This is a genomic window from Marinovum sp. J2-8 (genome assembly GCF_055808435.1).
In genome coordinates this window covers 176,060-196,863 of the sequence record NZ_JBVVRZ010000001.1, presented here as the reverse complement: position 1 = coordinate 196,863, position 20,804 = coordinate 176,060, and the positions used below count along the sequence as shown (strand labels likewise).

General features: G+C 62.1%; 15 protein-coding genes and 4 pseudogenes. 10 read left to right on the top strand and 9 right to left on the bottom strand.

The window, feature by feature from the left end; genetic code table 11:
* The first annotated feature begins 24 nt into the window (after positions 1–24).
* A complete protein-coding gene (locus AC0L4F_RS00955) occupies positions 25–1,365 on the top strand; it encodes a CoA transferase (RefSeq protein ID WP_244684229.1) in 1,341 nt (446 codons plus the stop codon).
* A 9-nt stretch (positions 1,366–1,374) separates the two neighbouring features.
* On the opposite strand, the gene AC0L4F_RS00950 is transcribed toward AC0L4F_RS00955, so the two are convergent.
* The 4 genes and pseudogenes from AC0L4F_RS00950 to AC0L4F_RS00935 all read right to left on the bottom strand — a co-directional run bounded on the left by AC0L4F_RS00950 (position 1,375) and on the right by AC0L4F_RS00935 (position 4,848).
* Positions 1,375–2,205 (bottom strand): metal ABC transporter permease, encoded by an 831-nt coding sequence (locus AC0L4F_RS00950; protein WP_244684227.1) that lies wholly within the window; start codon positions 2,203–2,205, stop codon positions 1,375–1,377.
* A complete protein-coding gene (locus AC0L4F_RS00945; protein WP_244684217.1) occupies positions 2,205–3,062 on the bottom strand; it encodes a metal ABC transporter permease in 858 nt (285 codons plus the stop codon). Before AC0L4F_RS00945 ends, AC0L4F_RS00950 begins: the two co-directional genes overlap by 1 nt.
* A pseudogene (locus AC0L4F_RS00940) lies at positions 3,059–3,947 on the bottom strand (manganese/iron ABC transporter ATP-binding protein). The gene AC0L4F_RS00945 and the pseudogene AC0L4F_RS00940 overlap by 4 nt, the downstream one beginning before the upstream one ends.
* Before the next feature lie 13 nt (positions 3,948–3,960).
* Positions 3,961–4,848, bottom strand: coding sequence for a metal ABC transporter substrate-binding protein (locus AC0L4F_RS00935; protein ID WP_473445838.1), 888 nt, complete (start codon positions 4,846–4,848; stop codon positions 3,961–3,963).
* A gap of 176 nt (positions 4,849–5,024) precedes the next feature.
* On the opposite strand from AC0L4F_RS00935, the gene AC0L4F_RS00930 reads away from it, so the two are divergent.
* The 6 genes and pseudogenes from AC0L4F_RS00930 (at position 5,025) to AC0L4F_RS00905 (ending at position 13,249) form a co-directional block, all read left to right on the top strand.
* Positions 5,025–6,173: a pyridoxal phosphate-dependent decarboxylase family protein gene (locus AC0L4F_RS00930; RefSeq protein WP_244684215.1), complete on the top strand. Its 1,149-nt coding sequence runs from the start codon at positions 5,025–5,027 to the stop codon at positions 6,171–6,173.
* On the top strand, positions 6,170–6,451 hold the full coding sequence (locus tag AC0L4F_RS00925) for a hypothetical protein (protein WP_244684212.1): 282 nt from the start codon (positions 6,170–6,172) through the stop codon (positions 6,449–6,451). The genes AC0L4F_RS00930 and AC0L4F_RS00925 overlap by 4 nt, the downstream gene beginning before the upstream one ends.
* A complete protein-coding gene (locus tag AC0L4F_RS00920) occupies positions 6,448–7,209 on the top strand; it encodes a LamB/YcsF family protein (protein ID WP_244684210.1) in 762 nt (253 codons plus the stop codon). The genes AC0L4F_RS00925 and AC0L4F_RS00920 overlap by 4 nt, the downstream gene beginning before the upstream one ends.
* Positions 7,210–7,230: 21 nt before the next feature.
* Positions 7,231–8,472: an aminotransferase class V-fold PLP-dependent enzyme gene (locus AC0L4F_RS00915; protein ID WP_244684208.1), complete on the top strand. Its 1,242-nt coding sequence runs from the start codon at positions 7,231–7,233 to the stop codon at positions 8,470–8,472.
* 17 nt (positions 8,473–8,489) lie between these two features.
* Positions 8,490–10,123: pseudogene (locus AC0L4F_RS00910) on the top strand (thiamine pyrophosphate-binding protein).
* A 219-nt stretch (positions 10,124–10,342) separates the two neighbouring features.
* Positions 10,343–13,249, top strand: a complete 2,907-nt coding sequence (locus tag AC0L4F_RS00905) for an error-prone DNA polymerase (protein WP_244684205.1) — start codon at positions 10,343–10,345, stop codon at positions 13,247–13,249.
* Positions 13,250–13,252: 3 nt separating this feature from the next.
* On the opposite strand, the pseudogene AC0L4F_RS00900 reads toward AC0L4F_RS00905, so the two are convergent.
* The 3 genes and pseudogenes from AC0L4F_RS00900 to AC0L4F_RS00890 form a co-directional block, all read right to left on the bottom strand.
* Positions 13,253–14,360: pseudogene (locus tag AC0L4F_RS00900) on the bottom strand (CaiB/BaiF CoA transferase family protein).
* Positions 14,357–15,031 carry a DsbA family protein gene (locus AC0L4F_RS00895; protein WP_244684203.1) on the bottom strand — a complete coding sequence of 225 codons (675 nt, stop codon included), beginning with the start codon at positions 15,029–15,031 and terminating at the stop codon, positions 14,357–14,359. The pseudogene AC0L4F_RS00900 and the gene AC0L4F_RS00895 overlap by 4 nt, the downstream one beginning before the upstream one ends.
* A gap of 23 nt (positions 15,032–15,054) precedes the next feature.
* Positions 15,055–15,563 (bottom strand): annotated as a pseudogene (locus tag AC0L4F_RS00890) (DUF721 domain-containing protein).
* Positions 15,564–15,627: 64 nt separating this feature from the next.
* On the opposite strand from AC0L4F_RS00890, the gene AC0L4F_RS00885 reads away from it, so the two are divergent.
* A complete protein-coding gene (locus tag AC0L4F_RS00885) occupies positions 15,628–16,743 on the top strand; it encodes an A/G-specific adenine glycosylase (RefSeq protein ID WP_244684200.1) in 1,116 nt (371 codons plus the stop codon).
* A 30-nt stretch (positions 16,744–16,773) separates the two neighbouring features.
* Entirely contained in the window at positions 16,774–17,904 is a 1,131-nt protein-coding gene (locus AC0L4F_RS00880) for an alkane 1-monooxygenase (protein ID WP_244684198.1), read from the top strand.
* Here AC0L4F_RS00880 and queG read toward each other — a convergent pair.
* Both queG and fzlA read right to left on the bottom strand, forming a co-directional pair.
* Entirely contained in the window at positions 17,901–18,932 is a 1,032-nt protein-coding gene (queG, locus tag AC0L4F_RS00875; RefSeq protein ID WP_244684196.1) for a tRNA epoxyqueuosine(34) reductase QueG, read from the bottom strand. The genes AC0L4F_RS00880 and queG overlap by 4 nt on opposite strands.
* A gap of 78 nt (positions 18,933–19,010) precedes the next feature.
* Positions 19,011–19,676: an FtsZ-binding protein FzlA gene (gene fzlA, locus AC0L4F_RS00870; RefSeq protein WP_244684194.1), complete on the bottom strand. Its 666-nt coding sequence runs from the start codon at positions 19,674–19,676 to the stop codon at positions 19,011–19,013.
* A gap of 156 nt (positions 19,677–19,832) precedes the next feature.
* Here fzlA and AC0L4F_RS00865 point away from each other — a divergent pair, with 156 nt between their 5' ends.
* Positions 19,833–20,792 carry a LysR substrate-binding domain-containing protein gene (locus AC0L4F_RS00865; RefSeq protein ID WP_244684192.1) on the top strand — a complete coding sequence of 320 codons (960 nt, stop codon included), beginning with the start codon at positions 19,833–19,835 and terminating at the stop codon, positions 20,790–20,792.
* Positions 20,793–20,804 lie beyond the last annotated feature (12 nt).

The window sequence follows — 20,804 nt, the reverse complement described above, 5'->3', positions numbered from 1 at the left end:
GCACAGCATGATCGGAGCAGCCGCATGAACAATCCCTATTGGCCCGAAATCACCGAGGCCCTGCAAATGACAGACGCAAATTTCCATGAAACCGGCGGCGGCGATTTGCCGTCGGTCTATGCGGTCAGCGACTTTGCCAGCGCCACAATCGGCGCGGCGGGTGCGGCATTGGCCGCGATCCATGGCGGTGGCGCGGTGCATGTCGACCGTCGGCGCGCGTCGCTTTGGTTTGACATGACGCTGTCGCCGGTGGGGTGGGACTTGCCTTCGGTCTGGGATGCAATTGCCGGGATCTATGCCACCGCAGACAGTTTCATCCGCCTGCACACCAATGCGCCGCATCATCGTGCCGCTGCCCTTTCGGTCCTTGGCTGCCCGCCAGATCGCGAGGCCGTGGCCAAGGTGGTGGCGACCTGGCAGGCAGAGGCGTTGGAAACCGCCATTGTCGCCGCCAAGGGCTGTGCCGCGATGCTGCACAGCGCAGACGCGTGGCAGGCCCACCCCCAGGGCGCGGCGGTAAAGGCCGAGCCGCTGATCCGCTGGCAGGACGCCGTGGATGTGCCCCCGCAGGGGCCATCAGGCCCCCCAGACGCACCGCTTGCCGGTCTGCGTGTGCTCGATCTGACGCGAGTTCTGGCCGGTCCGGTTGCCACGCGGTTTCTGGCCGGGTTTGGCGCGGATGTCCTGCGCATCGACCCGCCGCATTGGAACGAACCGGCGGCGGAGCTGGAGGTCAATCTTGGCAAACATTGCGCCGGGCTGGATCTGCATGACGCCACCGACCGCGCGATCTTTGCCAACCTGCTCAAATCCGCCGACGTGTTGCTGCACGGCTATCGGCCCGGCGCGCTCGACCGGTTGGGATTTGGCGCAGAGGCCCGCAGCGCGCTGAACCCCGGCCTGATTGACGTCAGCCTGTCGGCCTATGGCCGCACTGGCCCTTGGCGCGCGCGGCGCGGCTTTGATTCCCTGGTCCAGATGTCCTGTGGCATTGCGGCCCAGGGCATGGCGGTCACAGGGCGGGACGCCCCCCTACCGCTTCCGGTGCAAGCGCTGGATCATGGCACGGGGTATCTTTTGGCGGCGACCGTCCTGCGCGGTCTGGGCCGCCGCGCCAAAGGGGTCGGCACCCGCGCGGAACTTTCGCTTGCGCGCACGGCGGAATGTCTGAAATCCGCCCCCGGCACGCTCTCGCCCCCGGCGGCGATCGCTGTTGGACCTGATGACTATGCCATGGCTGTCGAGGACACCGGTTGGGGCCCGGCCCATCGGATCACACCGCCACTGACGGTCAATGGGCATGGCCCGAGATGGCAGATCCCCTCTGGCCCGGTGCGCCGACATCCCGCGCACTGGGCAACCTAGAACCACAGGTCAGGTGACAGCCTCGCGGCGGCGGTTTTGCCATTGCCGCCAGACAAACGCACCCACAAAGGCGATGGTCAGCATCAGGATGATGGTCGGCGCAGGGGCGCTGTCGAGCCAGAAGCTCGCGTAGACCCCGCCAAGCATCGCCACCAGATTGACCACCACCGCCACGATCATCATGTGGCGGAATTCCCGTGTCAGCAGGAACGCAATCGCCCCCGGCGAAATCAGCAGCCCAATTGCCAGGATCAGCCCCACCGCGCTCAGCACCGCGACGATGGTCAGCGACAGGATCGACAACATGCCATAATGCAGCCAGTTCACCCGCAAACCGATTGCCTGGGCCTGCGCCGGATCAAAGGCATGCAGCAAGAGGTCTTTCCATTTCAGCACCAGCACCACAGTCACCAGCGCACCAACAATTCCGGCGGTCCAGAGATCTGCAGGGCCAACACCCAGCATATTGCCGAACAGGATATGATCGAGATGCACATTGGTCTGCACCTTGACGTAAAGCACCATCCCCAACCCGAACATGCCGGAAAACACCACGCCCATCACCGTGTCCTGTTTGATCCGGCTGTTGGCGTTCAGATAGCCGGTCGCCAGCGCACAGGTCATGCCCGCCGCAAAGGCCCCGATGATCAGCGGTATCCCCAGCATATAGGCCAGCACCACCCCCGGCAGCACCGCATGGCTGACCGCATCACCCATCAGCGACCAACCCTTGAGCACCAGAAAACAGCTGAGGATCGCGGTGGGCGCGGCCAACAACAGCACCACCCAGAACGCATTCTGCATGAAGGGAAACAGAAACGGCAGAAGCAGTTGATCCATCAGCTGTCCCCAACCAATGCCGCCGCCGCACGTCTGCGCGCCGCAAAAAGCCCATGTTTCGGGGCAAAGAAGAAGGCCACAAGGAACACCGTGGTTTGCAGGGTGATGATGACCCCGCCCGTCGCCCCATCAAGGAAATAGGAGATATAGGCACCAAGGAAAGAGGTCAGCGCGCCAATCGCGACACTGATCATCAGCAAGACCGGAAACCGGTCCGCCAGCAGATAGGCCGTCGCCCCCGGCGTCACCACCATGGCGATGACAAGAAAGGCGCCCACCGTCTGCAATGCCGCCACACAGGACGCGCTGAGCAGCACGAAAAAGATGAACCGCAGCCGCTCGGGGCGCAGACCAATGCTGCGGGCGTGGGTTTCGTCAAAGAAAGCGACCATCAGATCCTTCCATTTCCACAGCAGCACCGCCAGCGAGACAAAGCCGATCACCGCCAATTGCAGCGTATCTTCCGGGGTGATGGCCAGCACATTGCCCATGATGATCGTCTGCACATCCACCGACACCGGCGAAACCGACACCATGAACAGACCCAGACCAAAGAAGCTGGTGAAAATGATGCCGATGATGGCGTCTTCCTTCAGCCCGCTGCGTTGATTGAGAAACAGCATCGCCCCCGCGGCCAGCCCGCCCGACAAAAACGCGCCCAGCGCAAAGGGCAGCCCCAGCATATAGGCCCCCGCCACCCCCGGCACGATAGAGTGCGACAGCGCATCGCCAATCAGCGACCAGCCTTTCAGCATCAGATAGGCCGACAGGAAGGCACAGACCGCCCCGACCAGCGCGCTGACCCACATGGCATTGGTCATATAGCCATAAGAGAAGGGTTCGAGCAGCATGCTCATTCTTCTTCCTCGATCCGTGGGCCTTGGGTGCGGGTCTGGTCGTCGTACATCACAAACGGCCGCTCATCATCCGACAGGATCGTGACCGCCCGGGTGTCTTCGTCATCATGCAGATCCGCGCCGCCAAGCACGAAATGCCGCAGCACCCCGCCAAAGGCCGCTTCGAGGTTTTCGCGGGTGAACACCTCTTCCGTCGGGCCATAGTTCAGCACCGTGCCCTTGACCAGGACCACCTGATCACAGAATTCAGGAACAGAGCCAAGGTTGTGGGTCGAGACCAGCATCACCTTGCCCTCGGCACGCAGCTCACCCAACAGGGTGATGATCGCCTCTTCGGTTTGGACATCAACGCCGGTGAATGGCTCGTCCAGCAGGATCACCTGGCCCTCTTGTGCCAATGCGCGGGCCAGAAACACCCGTTTGCGTTGCCCGCCCGACAATTCGCCGATCTGACGCTTGCGATAGGATGACATGCCGACCCGGTCCAGCGCCGCCGCCACCGCGGCCTTGTCCGCCGCCGAAGGGATGCGCAACAGACCCATGCGGCCATAGCGCCCCATCATCACCACGTCCTCGACCAGCACCGGAAAGGTCCAATCGACCTCCTCTGCCTGGGACATAGGCGACCAACCCCTGCTTGAGCGAGGCCGCGACCCCCTGGCCCAAAATGCCGATTTCGCCGCGCGCGGCCGGAAGAAACCCCATGATCGCCTTGAACAAGGTCGATTTGCCGGCGCCGTTCACGCCGACCAGCGCCGCAATTGACCCTCTTGGGACGGCAAAAGAGGCAGATTTCAACGCCGTGACCCCATTGCGATAGGTCACCGTCAAATCACGGACCCAAAGCCCCGCGTTGTCGAATTCTGCCTTTTCGATCCGGGCCATGCCCTTCCTTTCGTCAGTCTTGCGCCGCACCGGTCAGGCCGGTCACAACCGTTTGGGTCGTGACACGCAGCAAATCGAGGTAGGTCGGCACCGGGCCGTCCGCCTCTGACAGGCTGTCGACATATAATTCACCGCCATAAAGCGCCCCGGTTTCGCGGGCGACCTGTTTGGCGGGGTCAGTGTTGACTGTGCTTTCGCAGAATACCACCGGAATTTCGCGGTCGCGGATGGTATCAATCATCCGGCGCACCTGTTGCGGCGTGCCGGTCTGATCGGCGTTCATCGGCCAGAGGTAAACTTCGCTCAATCCGAAATCCCGCGCCAGATAGCTGAACGCCCCTTCGCAGGTCGCCAACCAACGCTGATCTTGCGGCACCGTGGCAATCAGATCGCGCAGCGGCGCAATTTCGGCAAGGATTTCAGATTTGTAGGTTTCGGCATTGGCATCGTAGATCGCCGCATTGTCCGGGTCATGTTCGGACAGGGCATCGCGAATGTTGTCGACATAGATCAACGCATTGTCCAGGGACATCCAGGCGTGCGGATTGGGCCGGCCTTCATAGGCGCCCTCGGAAATCGGGATCTCGGCCACGCCATCGCTGACCACGGCGGCGGGTTTATCCCCCAGATTGCGCAGGAATTGCTCGAACCAGAGTTCCAGGTTCATGCCGTTCCACAACACCAGATCCGCATCAATCGCCCCGACCAGATCGCGCGGCGTCGGCTCATATCCGTGGATTTCCGCGCCCGGCTTGGTGACCGACACGACCTCGGCCGCGTCCCCGGCCACATTGCGGGCCATATCGGCAATCACGGTGAAGGTGGTGACCACCTTAAAATCGTCGGCCTGAACCGGGGCGGCCAACATCAGGCCCGCCGCTGCAATCGCAGATTTCAACATCTCTACCTTCCCGCTCGCTGGTATTACCGCTCAATATGCGAATGAGTTCAGAAAGTCAATGCAAATGAGAACCATTCTCAAAAACTTTCGACGAAGACGTCCGCAAGGACGGATGAGTTCGCGGCTTGCACGTTGCGCCCGCGCGCTTATGCTCACGCCAAAATCGGGATTTTGCGATGAACACCACGCTCGACCCAAAAGACTGGGATGCCTTCCGCGCCACCGCGCATGATCTGCTGGACGCCTGTATCGACCAAATGGCCGATGCCCGCGCCCACCCATGGCAACCAGTGCCCGCGGCGCAACGTGCGGCCTATCACCTGAGCGGCGACGCCAAGGGAGAGGCCGCCACCGCCGCGCGGCTGATTTCCGAAATGCTGCCCTATGGCACCGGCAACACCCATCCACGGTTCTGGGGCTGGGTGCATGGCACCGGGCTGGCCAGCGGCCTGATGTCGGAAATGGTGGCCGCAACCGTGAACGCCAATTGCGGCGGGCGCGATCACGGGATGATTGATGTCGAACGCGCGGTCGTCGACTGGACCCGGCGCATCATGGGTTTCCCCGACAGCGCCAGCGGCATTCTGGTGACGGGCACATCACAGGCCACGGTCATCGCCCTTGCCACCGCGCGCCAACGCGCATTGGGCCCCGACGTGCGCAGCGCCGGGCTGCACGCCCGGTTGACCGCCTATGCCGGGGATGGCGTGCACAATGCCACCCGCAAAGCGATCGAGCTTCTGGGCATCGGATCTGACAACCTGCGCCGCATCCCGGAGGGCGACACCGGCATCGACCCCGACGCGCTGCGCGCCGCAATTGCCCGGGACCGGGCCGAGGGTGCCCTGCCTTTTGCCGTTGTCGGCACCGCCGGATCTGTGGATTTCGGGCGGTTCGACGATCTTCATGCCCTTGCCGACATCGCGCGCGACGAAAACCTCTGGCTGCATGTTGACGGGGCCTTCGGGGCCTGGACCCGGCTGGCCGAAGAGCCTTGGCGCGCCCTGTCCGATGGGATCGAAAGGGCCGACAGCCTCGCCTGTGATTTCCACAAATGGATGTATGTGCCTTATGATTGCGGTCTCTGCCTGATCCGCGATCAGGGCGAACATTACGCCGCCTTTGCCGCGCGGCCCGCCTATCTGGCCAGCCATGGCGCGGGTTTGGCCGCGGCGACCCGTGGTTCTGTGATTTCGGCACCGACCTGTCCCGTGGCGCACGCGCGCTCAAGGTCTGGACCGCGGTCGAGACCTATGGCGCATCCGGCCTTGGCGGCGCGATCACCGCCAATTGCCGCTCTGCCGCCCGGATGGGGGCCGCCGTGACCGCACAGCCCGACATGGCACTGGTGGCGCCGGTGATCTCCAATCTCTGTGTGTTCACCGCCGACGCGAGCCTTGCGCCCGCTGCGCAGTCCGCCCTCAACATCGCAATTTCCAAGGCATTGCAACTGGATGGCACGGCGGTGTTTTCCACCACCATCGTCGGCGGCATCACCTGCCTGCGCGCCGCAATCGTCAACCACCGCACCACAGCCGATGATATTGACGACGCCATTGCCGCCGTGGCGACACGGGCCAAGGCGCTGGCGGCCTCGGCATGAGCTTACGTGTCGATCTGAACGCCGATATGGGCGAAGGTTTTGGCCCCTGGGCCATGGGCGACGACACCGCCCTGCTGGAAACCGTCACCAGCGCCAATATCGCCTGTGGCTTTCATGCCGGCGACCCGGATGTCATGGCGCACACCATGGCACAGGCGGTGAAACATGGCGTTGGCATCGGCGCGCACCCCGGCTTTGACGATCTGCGCGGCTTTGGCCGCCGCCGGTTCACGCTGGGCAGTGCCGAATTGCGCAATCTGATCACCTATCAACTGGGGGCAGCCATGGCGATGGCCCGTGCCGCCGGGACCGAGGTGCGGCACTTCAAACTGCATGGTGCCCTGTCAAATATGTGTTCCGAAGACCGCGACATGGCGTTGACCTGTTTCCGCGCGGTGTCCGCCATCGCCCCCGACATCCGCCTGATGGTGCTGGCCGAAACCGCGCAACAGGCCGCAGCCGAGGAGCTGAACGCGCCCTGGATCGGCGAGATTTTTGCCGACCGCGCCTATAACGACGACGCCACGTTGGTGGATCGTTCCCTGCCCGGGGCGATGATCCACGATCCGGCCCGGGTCGGCCCCCGCATCGCCGAAATGCTTCGCGCCGGGGCGATCATCACCGCGCAAGGCAAACATATCCCCGCCCGCATCGACACGGTCTGCCTGCACGGCGATACCGCAGAGGCGGTTCATTTGGCCAAATCTCTGCGCCAATTCATGGAATCCGACAACATCCGTGTAACGAAATTCAACTGACCTGTAACTTGCCGAGGCCCCATGTTCCCCGATCCCCTTCTGTCCGAAATCCGTGCCCGTTTCGCCCATGTCGACAGCTGCCCGTTTCAGGGCCCGCGCATCTTTTTTGAAAATGCGGGCGGTGCGCTGACGCTGAATTCCGTGGTCGACACCTCGACCCGGTTCGCCGCCATCCCCGACAATCAGGGCCGCGACAACCCGGCTGCCCATGCGCTGGGCGACATCATCGCCAAGGCGAAATCTGACATGGCGGTGTTCTTTGGGGCCTCCTCGGGCCAGTTCTTTGTCGGCGAAAGCGGCACGGAACTGACGTTCCGCTTGCTGCGCGCAATGATCCTTGGCGCCCGCCCCGGTGCGGTGATCGGCTCGACCGTGGAACACCCGGCCTCGCGCTCCGCCGCGCGCAAATGGGCGCATGTTTCGGGGCGCGACTATATTTCGGTGCCCCATGACGATGCCACCGGATTGGTCACCGCCGACGCCTATGCCGCGCATGTCACACCCGACACCGCCGTCGCAACAATTCTGCACACTTCCCCCGTCACCGGCATGGCGATGGACCTGGCGGCAATTGTCACAGCGATCCGCGCCAAGGCCCCGGAATGCCTGATCTTTGTCGACGGCATCCAGCACGCCAGCCACGGGCTGATCGACATCGACAGCTATGACATCGACGGCTATGTCATCTCGCCTTACAAGGTATTTTCGCGCCATGGCTATGGCATTGCCTGGGTCTCTGACCGGCTGTCGAAACTGCGGTTCGAGGGGCTGATCGGCGGGCCAGAGGAGAACTGGGAATTCGGCACCCGCGACACCGGATCTTATGCGACCTTCTCAGACGTCGTAAGCTATTTTGACTGGCTGGGGGGCGAGGTGTCAGATGAAACCGACCGCCGGGCACGCATCCTCGCCGCTGGGGCTGCGATCCACGCGCATGAAAAATCACTGACCGACGCCATGTTGCATGGCACGGGGAACCTGTCCGGTCTGGCCGAATTGCCCGGCGTGCATATTGTGGGCGGCACCGACAATCCCGCACGCGAAGGGCTTGTCAGTTTCTGGGTTGATGGCATCGCCTCACCCGATGTGGTCACACAGCTGAACGCCCAGGGCATTCGCACCCACACCCGCAAGGCGGACCATTATTCCGGCAATATCCTCGACCCGCTGGGGCAGGAGTCCTGCATTCGCGTTTCGATGTGCCATTACAATTCCCCGGCCGAAATCGCGACCTTCCTCGCCGCGATGAAAGACATCACCTAGAGCCGAAAGGAACGCCCATGCCGCATGGTGGCCAAATCCTCGTCGATGCTTTGAAAGCGCAGGGCATAAAACGCGTGTTCTGTGTGCCCGGCGAAAGCTATCTCGCGGCGCTGGATGGGCTGTACGAATCGGGATCGACACGATTGTCGCGCGCCAAGAGGGCGGCGCCGCCATGATGGCCGAGGCCCATGGCAAACTGACCGGCACCCCCGGCATCTGTTTCGTGACCCGGGGGCCGGGCGCGACAAATGCCAGCGCCGGCGTGCATGTGGCGTTTCAGGATTCAACGCCGATGATCCTGTTTGTCGGCCAGGTCGCCAGCGATCAACGCGACCGCGAAGCCTTTCAGGAGGTGGATTATCGCGCCATGTTTGGCCCGCTGGCCAAATGGGTGGCTGAAATTGATCGCACCGACCGGATCCCGGAATACATCAGCCGCGCCTTCCATGTCGCCCAATCCGGCAGACCGGGGCCGGTGGTTTTGGCGCTGCCCGAAGATGTGCTGTCGGCAAAATGCGAGGCAACGGTGCTGCCGGCCGCTTGCCTGCCATCCGGTCGCGTGGCGCAGAGTGACATCGCCGCGATACTGGATTTGCTGTCTGGGGCAGAACGCCCCCTTGTCCTGGCCGGTGGGCCGCTCTGGTCCGAAGAGGCGCGGCAGGCGCTGGAACGCTTTGCCGAGGTTGCCCAACTGCCGGTCGTCACGTCGTTGCGCTGTCAGGATTACATGGACAATCACCACCGCAACTATGTCGGCGACATGGGTATTGGCCCCAATCCCGACCTGGCGGAACGTTTGCGCGCGGCAGATGTCCTGCTCTGCCTTGGTGCACGGCTGGGAGAGATGACCACCGGCGGCTATACCCTGCTGACCCCACCCAACCCGCAACAAAAACTGATCCACGTGCACCCGGATCCAAGCGAGCCGGGGCACGTCTTTTACCCAACACTCTCTGTCACGGGCCAGGCCGGTCAGGTCGTGCAGCAATTGGCCGACACCTGTGAGGCCCCGGCACAGGGCCGGGGCGCGGACATCGCTGTGGCGCGCGCGTCATACGATACCTGGCAGGAACCGCAGGACACCCCCGGCACGGTAAAGATGGAGCGCGCCATGACCGAACTGCGCGACATGCTGCCGGACACGGCGATCCTGACCAATGGGGCCGGCAATTACTGTGGCTGGCTGCACCGTTACTACCGATGGCGGACATATCGCACCCAGCTCGCCCCGACGTCCGGGTCTATGGGCTATGGACTGCCCGCCGCTGTCGCCGCCGCACTGGAACATCCTGACCGGCCCGTGATCTGCTTCGCCGGTGATGGCTGTTTCCAGATGACATCTCAGGAATTCGGCACCGCCTGTGAATATGGCGCCAAGGTCATTGTCCTGGTGGTCAACAACGGCATGTATGGCACCATCCGGATGCACCAACAGGGCAAATACCCCGGGCGTGTGTCAGGCACCCGGCTGAAGAACCCCGATTTCGCCGCGCTCGCCCGCAGCTATGGCGCGCTTGGTCTGACTGTGACCGATAATGCGCATTTTCGCGGCGCGATGGATCAGGCACTGGCCGCCGACACCCCGGCGCTGATCGAGCTGCAGGTTGATCCCAGGGCCCTGTCCACCCGCGCCATTTTACGTGACCTCTGAGTTTGGAACAGGGGGCCAGCCCCCTCGGCCTTTGGCCTCACCCCCGGGATATTTGGACAAGAAGAAAGATCAAGGACTCCTGGTCCTTCTTCTGTTTGAAAATATCCTGGGGGTCCGGGGGCAAAGCCCCCGAAAAAGCAATTGGCTTGCGGTATCTCATTCCCGACTCCAATTTGGAACAAAACGTGAATATACTGGTCATTCCCAGAGAATCGCCCAATGTTCACCGAGTTATCGACCACATCCAATTTCACGTTTCTGACCGGTGCCTCTCACCCAGAGGATTACATGCATCGGGCAGCGCAATTGGACATGCCGGCCATTGCCATCGCTGATGAGAATTCGGTAGCCGGGATTGTTCGCGCCCATACAGCCGGACGCGAGATCGCCCGACAAATCAGGGAACGTCAGGAGTTTGATGCGAAATATGGGTTGATTGGCCCACCGGCCCCTTTTCCGACGGCGCTTGATCCTTTGCGCACTGCCATCCCACGGCTGATCGCCGCCGCGAAGCTGGTTTTTGTCGATGCCCCGGCGATCACCGCATTGGTCCAGACGCGGCAGGGCTGGGCGACGCTTTGTCGGCTGCTCTCGCGCGGGCGGCTTCGGGCAGGGAAGGGCAGCTGCATTGTGCGTCTTGCGGATTTGATGGAAATGGGCGCTGACGGGCTTCACCTTGCGCTACATGGCCCGCCACAGGCACAGCCCCCTCAGCCCGGCGCGGGCGAATGGTTGCAAGGGGCGCAGGCGTTGACGCGCCGCTTTGGCACACAAATGTCGCTGTTGATGGCCCCGGTTTATGACGGCAATGATTCCGCACATTTTGCCCGGCTTAGCCATTTGGCCGACCGGCTGGGCATCCCGACATTGGCCTCTGCCGCACCGATCATGCATGCCGGGCCGCGCCGTCGTCTGGCGGATGTGCTGGCCGCCATTCGCCATGGCACCACCGTTGAAAACCTTGGCGCGTTGGCCCAGCCGAATGGCGAGCGTCGCATGCGATCAGAAGCCGAGATGCGACAGCTGTTCCGCGGATTCGAACAGGCCATCACCCGCGCAAATAACATTGCTGCCACCTGCACCTTTTCGCTCGACAGCTTGCGGTATGAATACCCCTCCGAGGTTGCCCAGGGCGAAACCCCTGATCAGCGCCTGTCGCGTCTGGCGCATGAGGGGTTGAAGTGGCGGTATCCCGGCGGCGCCTCTGACAAGGTACGCGCCATGTTGCAACATGAGCTGCAATTGATCTCCAAGCTGAGCTACGCGCCCTATTTCCTGACTGTGCGGGACATCGTGCATTTCGCCCGGTCGCGCGACATCCTCTGCCAGGGGCGTGGCAGTGCGGCCAATTCGGTGGTCTGTTTCTGTCTTGGCGTCACCTCTGTCAGCCCTGAAATCGGCACCATGGTGTTTGAACGTTTCGTCAGCGAGGCGCGGAACGAGCCGCCCGATATCGACGTTGATTTCGAACATGAACGCCGTGAGGAGGTGATCCAGCATATCTATGAGCGGTATGGCCGCCATCGCGCCGGTCTTTGTGCCACGGTTGTGCATTATCGCGGCAAGCGCGCAATACGCGAGGTCGGGGCGGCCATGGGTCTGTCGCAGGACACCATTGGCGCGATGGCCTCGCAGCTTTGGGGGTTCTGGGGCGCCGATGGGCTGGCCGATCAGCGGCTACGCGAAATCGGGCTCGACCCGAACGACCATCAGATCCGCCTGACGCTATCGCTCGTGAAGGAAATCATCGGCTTTCCCCGGCACCTCAGCCAGCACGTCGGCGGGTTCATCATCACCGAGGGGCGGTTGGACGAATTGGTGCCAATTGAAAACGCCACGATGGAGGATCGCACCGTCATCTGCTGGGACAAGGACGATATCGACAGTCTCGGCATTCTCAAGGTCGATGTGCTTAGCCTTGGGATGTTGACCTGTATCCGCAAGGCTTTTGACCTTTTGAAAACCCATCACGGTCAGGATTGGCGGCTGGCCACCCTGCCGCCCGAAGACCCCAAGGTTTATGACATGCTGTGCCGCGCCGACAGTATCGGGGTGTTTCAGGTGGAATCCCGCGCGCAGATGAATTTCCTGCCACGGATGAAGCCGCGCAATTTCTATGATCTGGTGATCGAGGTGGCGATCATCCGCCCCGGGCCCATTCAGGGCGATATGGTGCATCCCTACATCCGCCGCCGCAATGGCGAGGAAGAGGTGAATTTTCCCTCGGACGCGCTGGGCGCGGTGCTGGCGAAAACCCTGGGGGTGCCGCTGTTTCAGGAACAGGCGATGCAGATCGCCATTGTCGGCGCGGGGTTTTCGCCGGAAGAGGCTGACCGATTGCGCCGGTCCCTCGCCACGTTCAAGAAACACGGCAATGTCAGCGATTTCCGCAGCCGCTTCATGCGCGGCATGGCCCGAAACGGCTATGACGAGGAATTCTCATCCCGCTGTTTTTCCCAGATCGAGGGTTTTGGCTCTTACGGGTTTCCCGAAAGCCATGCCGCCAGCTTTGCCCTGCTGGTCTATGCCTCGGCCTGGATCAAATGCCACCATCCCGGCATCTTTGCCTGTGCGCTGCTGAATTCCCAGCCGATGGGGTTTTATGCGCCGTCGCAGATCGTGCGTGACGCGCGCGAACACGGGGTCACGGTGCGCCCGGTCTGTGTTCAGAACAGCTATTGGGACAATGTGATGGAACCCGACGGGCGCGGCGGATTGGCCCTGCGTCTTGGGTTTCGCCAGATCAAGGGGCTGCGGGAAGAGGACGCCAACTGGATCACCGCTGCGCGCGGCAATGGCTATCAATCGGTGCGCGATATCTGGCGGCGGGCGGGTCTGGCGGCGCCGGTGCTGGCGCGATTGGCCGAGGCCGATGGATTTGCCGCGCTGATGACCCGGCGCGAAGCCCTGTGGGAGGCCAAGGCGCTGACCACACCCAAGACCCTGCCATTGTTCGAAGGCGATCTGGACGGCGAGGCAATTGATGAACCCACCGCCAATCTGCCCACCATGACGCTGGGCGAGGAGGTGGTCGAAGATTACGTTGCCCTGCGCCTGACGCTGCGCGCCCATCCGCTGGCGCTGTTGCGCGACCGGTTGACGCCGCCGCCATCCAACACCGGATGAGGCTCAGCCGCGCGGCAGTTTTGGCGCGCCCTTGTCCAGGGACAATTCAGCATCGGAAAACCGAAAGGGCGAGCGCACGCCGGGCACACCGTCGGCGCTGATTTGCATGCCCCGCGCCACCACTTGCGGATCGGCCATCACCTCGGCCATGTCATTGATCGGCCCGGCGGGCACGCCGGCCGCCTCGCAGGCGGCCAGAAGATCGGATTTTGCCCAGCCCCGCGTGGCCTTGGTCAGACATTCTGTCAGGCTCTCGCGGTGCGCCAGCCGGTCGGCATTGCTGGTATATCGGGCATCGGTGCCGGTGTCGGCCAGGTCCAGCAGATCACAAAGCCGCCGGAACTGGCCGTCATTGCCGGTCGCAATGATGATAAAGCCATCCGCACACTCAAACACCTGATAGGGTGCAAGGTTCGGGTGGGCATTGCCCATCATGGTCGGCGCGGTGCCGGTGGTCAGGTAATTCATCGCCTGATTGGCGGTGACCGACACGGCGGTGTCCAGCAGGCTCATGTCGATCCACTGACCGCGGCCGGTTGTGGCGCGCTGGTGGACCGCCGCCAGAATCGCCGTGGCCGCATAGACGCCGGTGAAAATATCGGTGATCGCCACGCCGGTTTTCTGTGGCTGACCGCCGACCTCGCCGGTGACGGACATCAGGCCCGACATGCCCTGAATGATGAAATCATATCCCGCGCGATGGGCATACGGCCCGTCCTGGCCAAACCCGGTGATCGAGCAATAGATCAGCGCCGGATTGACCTTGGCCAGACTGGCGTAATCCAGACCGTATTTCGCCAGCCCCCCAACCTTGAAATTCTCGATCAGGATGTCCGCATCGGCGATCAGATCGCGTACCTGCGCCTGGCCGGCCTCGGTGCGGAAATCGACCGAAATGCTGGTTTTGCCACGGTTGCAGGAATGGAAATAAGCCGCAGACCGGTCGCCTTCGCGGTCGACAAACGGCGGGCCCCAGCGGCGGGTGTCGTCGCCATCGGGGCTTTCGACCTTGATCACCTCGGCCCCAAGATCGGCAAGGGTCTGACCGGCCCAGGGGCCAGGCCAGAATACGTGCCAGTTCGACGACTTTAAGTCCCCGAAGTGGGCTCATGCGTCGCCCAGTTTTTCGTCCAGAACGGATTTGAACTCATTCCACGGCATGTTGGAATATTTTTCGCCATCAATGATGAACGACGGGGTGCCGGTGATTTCATCCGCTTCGCCGTTTTTCTGATACCAGGCCACCAGTGTCTGGGCCTGATCGGCATCCTGAAGACAGCTTTCCAACTGGTCGTTGTTCAACCCGGCCAGACGCCCGATCTTGCGCAGTTCTTCGACAATCGCCGCCGGCTCGCCCGCGCTGACCCAGGATTGCTGGCCTTTGAAAATCAGATCGGTGATGCCAAAAAACCGTTCGGTGCCACCACAGCGTGCCACCATCGACGCCCACAGACCGTAACGGTCAAAGTAAACTTCGCGGAAGATGAATTTCACCTTGCCGGTATCAATATAATCGGACTTCAGATCCTTGTATTGATTGGCATGGAAATTGGCGCAATGCGGGCAGGTATAGCTGGCATATTCGATCACGGTCACCGGGGCGTCCGCAGCGCCCTGCACCATTTCGATGATGCTGGATGTATCCACATCCTCGGCGCTTTCCTGTGCGTCCAGCGCCCCGGCCGGAACGGCGGATTGGCCCGCCCCTTGGTTCATCAGCCACCAGCCGCCACCGGCCACCAGTACAATCGCCAGCAAGGCGGCAGGGATCAAACGCTTCATATCTTTGTTCCTTTTGGGATCGGTCATGTCTTGGCCTTGGATAGAACGTTCCGCGCCAAAGCTTCAAGCGCCCCCTTGAGGTCCGCATCCATCACTTCTTCGGCATAATGGCGTGCGGCGGCGGTCACCTTGGGGTCGGGCTGCGGATCTTTTTTGGGGGCAGTGCCATAGGTGAACTGGGCCTGACCTTCGGCAAAACCGGTGGGGGCGGTCTGGGTGATGCGGATGCGGGAAATGGCATTGTAGCCATAGACCGCATTCACCTTCTGACGCAGCTGTTCCTTCTGCATCTCCAGCAATGGGGCGTTGGCCCCGGTGGTCAGAACGGTCAGCGTCGCGCCAAGCCCACCCCGCCCAAAGGACACATTGACCGGACGGGCGATGGCGGCAATATCTTCGCCTGCCACCTCGGGCCAATGGGTCAACAGGCGGGTCTGGGCGAATCCCCTGCTTTCGCTGGCCCGCTAATCCGCTGGTTCAACAGACTGGAGGTACGGGCAAATCCGTAAGTTGACGTTCTTCGTGGCGGCACGATTGACACTCCTTCGCTCACGCTATTCTAGTGTCCCCTGCGCCCGGTGCCAGCAAAACCCGACATGAACGGACCTACACTCTTGCGTGAGCCTTCCATCCTGACCGCCGAACTTCTGATTTGGTATGACCGTCATGCCCGAATCATGCCTTGGCGGGTTGGCCCGCATGAACGCGCACAGGGCATTCTGCCGGATCCCTATCGCATTTGGCTGTCCGAGGTAATGTTGCAGCAAACCACCGTCGCGGCGGTGCGCGACTACTTCCTGCGCTTCACCACCCGGTGGCCCACGGTAAGCGATCTGGCCGCCGCCGAAGACGGCGATGTCATGGCGGAATGGGCCGGGCTGGGGTATTATGCCCGCGCCCGCAATCTTTTGAAATGTGCGCGGGCCGTGGTGGCCGATCATGGCGGGATCTTTCCCGCCGATCATGATCAATTGCTGGCACTGCCGGGCATTGGCCCCTACACCGCCGCCGCCCTGTCCGCGATTGCCTTTGACCTGCCGGAAACCGTGGTCGACGGCAATGTCGAACGGGTGATCGCCCGGCTGCATGACGTGCACACCCCTCTGCCCGCCGCCAAAACGGAATTGACCGACCTCGCCCGCAGATTGACCCCCGCGATACGCCCCGGCGACTATGCCCAGGCGATCATGGATCTTGGCGCAACGCTGTGCACCCCCCGCAATCCGGCCTGCGGCATCTGCCCCTGGCGACCCGATTGCGCCGCACGTCTGGCCGGCACCGCCACGGATCTGCCAAAGAAGACCCCGCGCAAACCGAAGCCCATTCGCCAGGGCATTGCCTATATCGCCCGCCGTGTTGATGGCGCGATCCTGCTGGAGCGGCGCCCCGACAAGGGGCTTTTGGGTGGCATGCTGGGCTGGCCCGGGTCGGATTGGATCGACAGTAGCGAAGCCACCCCGGACCCAAATCCGCCAATCCGCGCCGAATGGAAAACCTGTGACGGCGAAGCCCGCCATACCTTTACCCATTTTCACCTGCGCCTGACGGTCAAAACCGCGCTTGTGCCGATGGAACGCCACCCCACGCGCGGCACGTTCCTGACGGACGCGGAATTTGACCTCTCGGATCTGCCCACCGTCATGCGCAAGGCGTTTGATCTGACGCAAGGACCGAAGGCCAAAAAACGCTCTAAACCTGCCGCGAAACCCTGATAAGCTGCCGCAAACAGGCCGGATCAAAGCATGTCAAACCAAGACTTCAGCCAATTGCAAAGCGCCCTGCCATTCTGGGTGTCGTTTCTGTTGTTCCCGCTGGCCTGGATTGGCGCGATTTTCGGCGGCTGGACTGTGGTGCTCTTGCCGCTGTGCGCCTGGTATCTCTTTATGGCACTGGACGCCCTGACCGGCCTGAACCTCGACAATCCCGATCCCAACACCCCTGAAGCCACACTGACATGGTACAAACGCCTGACATCGCTTTGGGTGCCGGTGCAGGTGGTAACCCTGTTTGCCCTGGTCTGGTACGTGCCGCGCGCTGATCATCTGGGGACTTTGGAAAGCGTCGTGTTGTTCTTTGGCGTGGGCGTGCTGACCGGCACCATCGGCATCAACTATGCGCATGAATTGATGCACCAACGCAATCGGCTGGAACGTTGGCTGGGCGACATCCTGCTGTCGATGGTGCTTTATTCGCATTTCCGCTCAGAGCATCTGTTGGTGCATCACACCTATGTCGGCACGCCGCGCGACCCGGTGACGGCCCGCTATAACGAGAATTTTCACCGCTTCTTTCCCCGGGTGCTACAGCAATCCCTGCGCTCGGCCTTTGCTGCCGAAGCCGCGTTGCAAACCCGCAGAAACCGCCCCTGGCATCACAGATCCAACCCGTTCTGGCGGTACTGGGCCTTGCAGGCGGCGATGCTGGTCCTTGCCACCCTTCTGGGCGGCTGGGTCGGGCTTGGCCTGTTCCTGATCCAGGCGTTTACGGCCGTCTGGCAGCTGGAGCTGGTCAATTATGTCGAACATTACGGCCTGACCCGCAAACACCTGGGCGATGGCAAATACGAACACGTCAAACCCCGCCACAGCTGGAACGCCGCCCACAAGGCCTCGAACTGGCTGCTCATCAACCTGCAACGCCATTCCGACCACCATTACAAACCGGACCGGCGCTTTCCCCTGTTGCAAACCTATGGCCCGGACGAGGCCCCGCAACTGCCCTATGGCTATTCCGTGATGACCATCGCGGCCCTGATCCCGCCGGTCTGGCGCCGTGTGATGAACCCGCGCGTGCGGGCATGGCGACGGACGTTTTATCCCGAAATCACGGATTGGACGGCCTATAACCGCGCCGAAAACCCGATGCCGCGCTAATCCGGCAGCTGCCCGACCGCCCAGCGCGCCGCATCGGCCACTGTGGCATCCTCGTCTTCGCACAGCGCCTGCACCACGGGGCGCAACCGCGCCTGACCGGAATTGCCAATCGCATAGGCCACATTGCGCACAAATCGCCCACGTCCGATGCGTTTGACCGGCGAACCGGAAAAGAACGCCCGGAACTCAGGATCGTTCAAACCGGCCAGCTCCGCCAGTTCCGGCGCCAGCAATTCCGCCCGGGCGTGATACTTCACCTCTGCCGAGCGCGCCGCAAATTTGTTCCACGGACAGACCGCAAGACAATCATCACAGCCGTAAATCCGATTGCCCAACTTCGGGCGCAGATCAAGATCCACCGGCCCTTTGTGTTCAATCGTCAAATAGGAAATGCAGCGCCGGGCATCCAGTTGATACGGCGCCGGAAAGGCCTCTGTGGGGCAGATATCCAGACATTTCCGGCATGACCCACAGTGATCGACCTCTGCCGTATCCACCGGCAAGTCCAACGTGGTAAACACCGCTCCCAAAAAGAACCACGATCCCATCTCGCGACTGACCAGATTGGTGTGCTTGCCCTGCCAACCCAATCCCGCCGCCTGCCCCAGAGGTTTCTCCGGCACAGGCGCGGTATCCACAAACACCTTCAATTCACAGCCGGTCTCGGCCACCATCCAACGCGCCAATCGCTTCAGACGTTTCTTCAATACGTCATGATAATCCCGGTTCTGGGCATACACCGAAATCGCCGCGCGCTCTTGTTGTGCCAATATCGCCAGCGGATCATGATCAGGGCCGTAATTCTCGGCCAGCATGATCACCGAACGGGCCTCTGGCCACAATGCGCTTGGATCCCCCCGCCAATGGGTCCGCTCCGCCAGCCAGCCCATTTGCCCGTGATAGCCTGCATCCAGAAACCCCGCCAACCGCTCCGCCACCTGCGGCACCGCTTCGGGGCGACAAATGCGCGCCGCGGAAAACCCGATTTCCCGCGCCTCACGCATCAGTTCCTGTTTCAGCGCATCCATAGCTTCTTCTGTTCAAAAATATCCCGGGGGAGTCGCCAGCGGCGACGGGGGCAGCGCCCCCTGTTCCTCACCTGAGGATCAGAAATCCAGATCATTGTAATGGCGCGGCGGCGGGAAACCCGGCACCTGATCCGCCAGAATGCGGCGGAACGCCGGGCGCGATTTGATCTTGGCGTACCAATCCTTGACCACCGCGCTGCGGTTCCAATCAACATCCGAAATATAGTCCAGCGACGACAAATGCGCCGCCGCCGCGAAATCGGCCAGCGTCATCACATCCCCCGCCAACCAACGGCGGTGATCCAGCAACCAGGCCATGTAATCCAGATGGTATTTGATCGCCTTGGACCCGGCTTTGACATTCTTGCTGTCGGGAAACCCCGCGCCCATGATCTTCTTGTTCACCCGCTCATAGAGCAGCTTGGCCGTGACCTCGTTGTGGAACTTGTCGTCAAACCAACTGACGATGCGGCGCACTTCATAGCGCGCATCGGTCGATTTCGGCATCAGCGACGGCTCGGGGTATTTCTCTTCCAGCCATTCACAGATCGCGGCGCTTTCCGCCATGGTCTTGCCTTCGATCTTCAGCACCGGCACCTTCGCCGCCGGATTGCGGCGCAGAAAATCGGGATCCTGTTCCCAATAACGCTCTTCGACCAATTCGCATTCGATCTTTTTCTCTGCCAGGCTCAGGCGGACCTTGCGACAAAAGGGCGAAAGAGGAACATGATACAGTTTGGCCATTGCGGGAGGCGTCCAGAAAAAGGTGATTGCCCGTCTGTTTGCCTGCAAACCGGGGCCAGTTCAACAGCAGACAGATACACAATACGCGGCGAGCCGCCGAAATCACGGTGAACGCGAACCGTTCCATCCCCGCCGCCGCCGCGCTAATGTCGCGCAATGCGTGATATCAATCTCAAGGCCACAGAATATTTCGAAGCGGTGGCGCGTCTGGGCACGGTGACCCGTGCGGCGGCGGAACTGGGGGTGTCCCCCTCTGCCGTGTCGCAACAGATTCGCACCCTGGAGGGGCAATTCGGCGTCAAATTGTTCCGCCGGGAAAAGCGGCGGCTGGTGCTGACGCTGGATGGCGACCGGCTGTTTCAGACCACCACCCAGGCCTTTGGCGCATTGCGCAATGCCACCGCCGCCATTGGCCGCCAACGCCATCTGCGCAGTCTGACCCTGCGGGTCAGCCCGTCGTTTGGCGTGCGGTTTCTTGGCCCGCGCATTGCCACCTTTGCCGCCGACAATCCCGATTGGAACATTCGCATCGACGCCACGCCGGAAATCTCGGCGTTTGAGGCCGAGCCGTTTGATTTCGACCTGCGTTATGGCCATGGCGATTGGCCCGGCCTGTCGGTGGAACCGATCATGAATGATCTGGTGATGCCGGTTTGCAGCCCGGAATATCTGGCGCATCTGCAATCCCTTGCCGACACCCCGGCCGAGCAGCTGGCCCAGGCGCGGTTGATTGACAGTGTGAAATCGCAATGCCGCTGGGATGTCTGGTTGGCGGCAACCCGGATAGAGCTGTCGGACCTCACCTATCCTTTCCGGTTTGACCGGTCGTCGATGGTGATCGAGATGGCCAAGCGCGGCGGCGGCGTCGCGCTGGACAATGCCGCACTTTATGTCGACGATCTGAAACGTGGTGATCTTGTGCCGCTGTCCGTGGACTTTCCCGCGCTGGAAACACCAACCTATTGGCTGGTCTGTCCGCCGCGCCACCTTAGCCGCCGGATCGTCAAGCGGTTTGCGGAATGGCTGGGCCACGAGGCCGCAACCCATGACAGCGAGGTGCGCGCGGTGCTGGCCACGCTCGGCTGTACCATCCGACCGGCGACGCGGGCCGAATAGATACCGGATAGA

Excerpts from the sequence above, each read along its gene's own strand:
- queG (WP_244684196.1), bottom strand. The coding sequence starts at position 18,932 with ATGGATGCGCTGAAACAGGAACTGATGCGTGAGGCGCGGGAAATCGGG.
- AC0L4F_RS00935 (WP_473445838.1), bottom strand. The coding sequence starts at position 4,848 with ATGTTGAAATCTGCGATTGCAGCGGCGGGCCTGATGTTGGCCGCCCCG.
- AC0L4F_RS00865 (WP_244684192.1), top strand. The coding sequence starts at position 19,833 with ATGCGTGATATCAATCTCAAGGCCACAGAATATTTCGAAGCGGTGGCG.
- AC0L4F_RS00945 (WP_244684217.1), bottom strand. The coding sequence starts at position 3,062 with ATGAGCATGCTGCTCGAACCCTTCTCTTATGGCTATATGACCAATGCC.
- AC0L4F_RS00920 (WP_244684210.1), top strand. The coding sequence starts at position 6,448 with ATGAGCTTACGTGTCGATCTGAACGCCGATATGGGCGAAGGTTTTGGC.
- AC0L4F_RS00905 (WP_244684205.1), top strand. The coding sequence starts at position 10,343 with ATGTTCACCGAGTTATCGACCACATCCAATTTCACGTTTCTGACCGGT.
- AC0L4F_RS00880 (WP_244684198.1), top strand. The coding sequence starts at position 16,774 with ATGTCAAACCAAGACTTCAGCCAATTGCAAAGCGCCCTGCCATTCTGG.
- AC0L4F_RS00955 (WP_244684229.1), top strand. The coding sequence starts at position 25 with ATGAACAATCCCTATTGGCCCGAAATCACCGAGGCCCTGCAAATGACA.
- fzlA (WP_244684194.1), bottom strand. The coding sequence starts at position 19,676 with ATGGCCAAACTGTATCATGTTCCTCTTTCGCCCTTTTGTCGCAAGGTC.
- AC0L4F_RS00915 (WP_244684208.1), top strand. The coding sequence starts at position 7,231 with ATGTTCCCCGATCCCCTTCTGTCCGAAATCCGTGCCCGTTTCGCCCAT.
- AC0L4F_RS00885 (WP_244684200.1), top strand. The coding sequence starts at position 15,628 with ATGAACGGACCTACACTCTTGCGTGAGCCTTCCATCCTGACCGCCGAA.
- AC0L4F_RS00930 (WP_244684215.1), top strand. The coding sequence starts at position 5,025 with ATGAACACCACGCTCGACCCAAAAGACTGGGATGCCTTCCGCGCCACC.
- AC0L4F_RS00895 (WP_244684203.1), bottom strand. The coding sequence starts at position 15,031 with ATGAAGCGTTTGATCCCTGCCGCCTTGCTGGCGATTGTACTGGTGGCC.
- AC0L4F_RS00950 (WP_244684227.1), bottom strand. The coding sequence starts at position 2,205 with ATGGATCAACTGCTTCTGCCGTTTCTGTTTCCCTTCATGCAGAATGCG.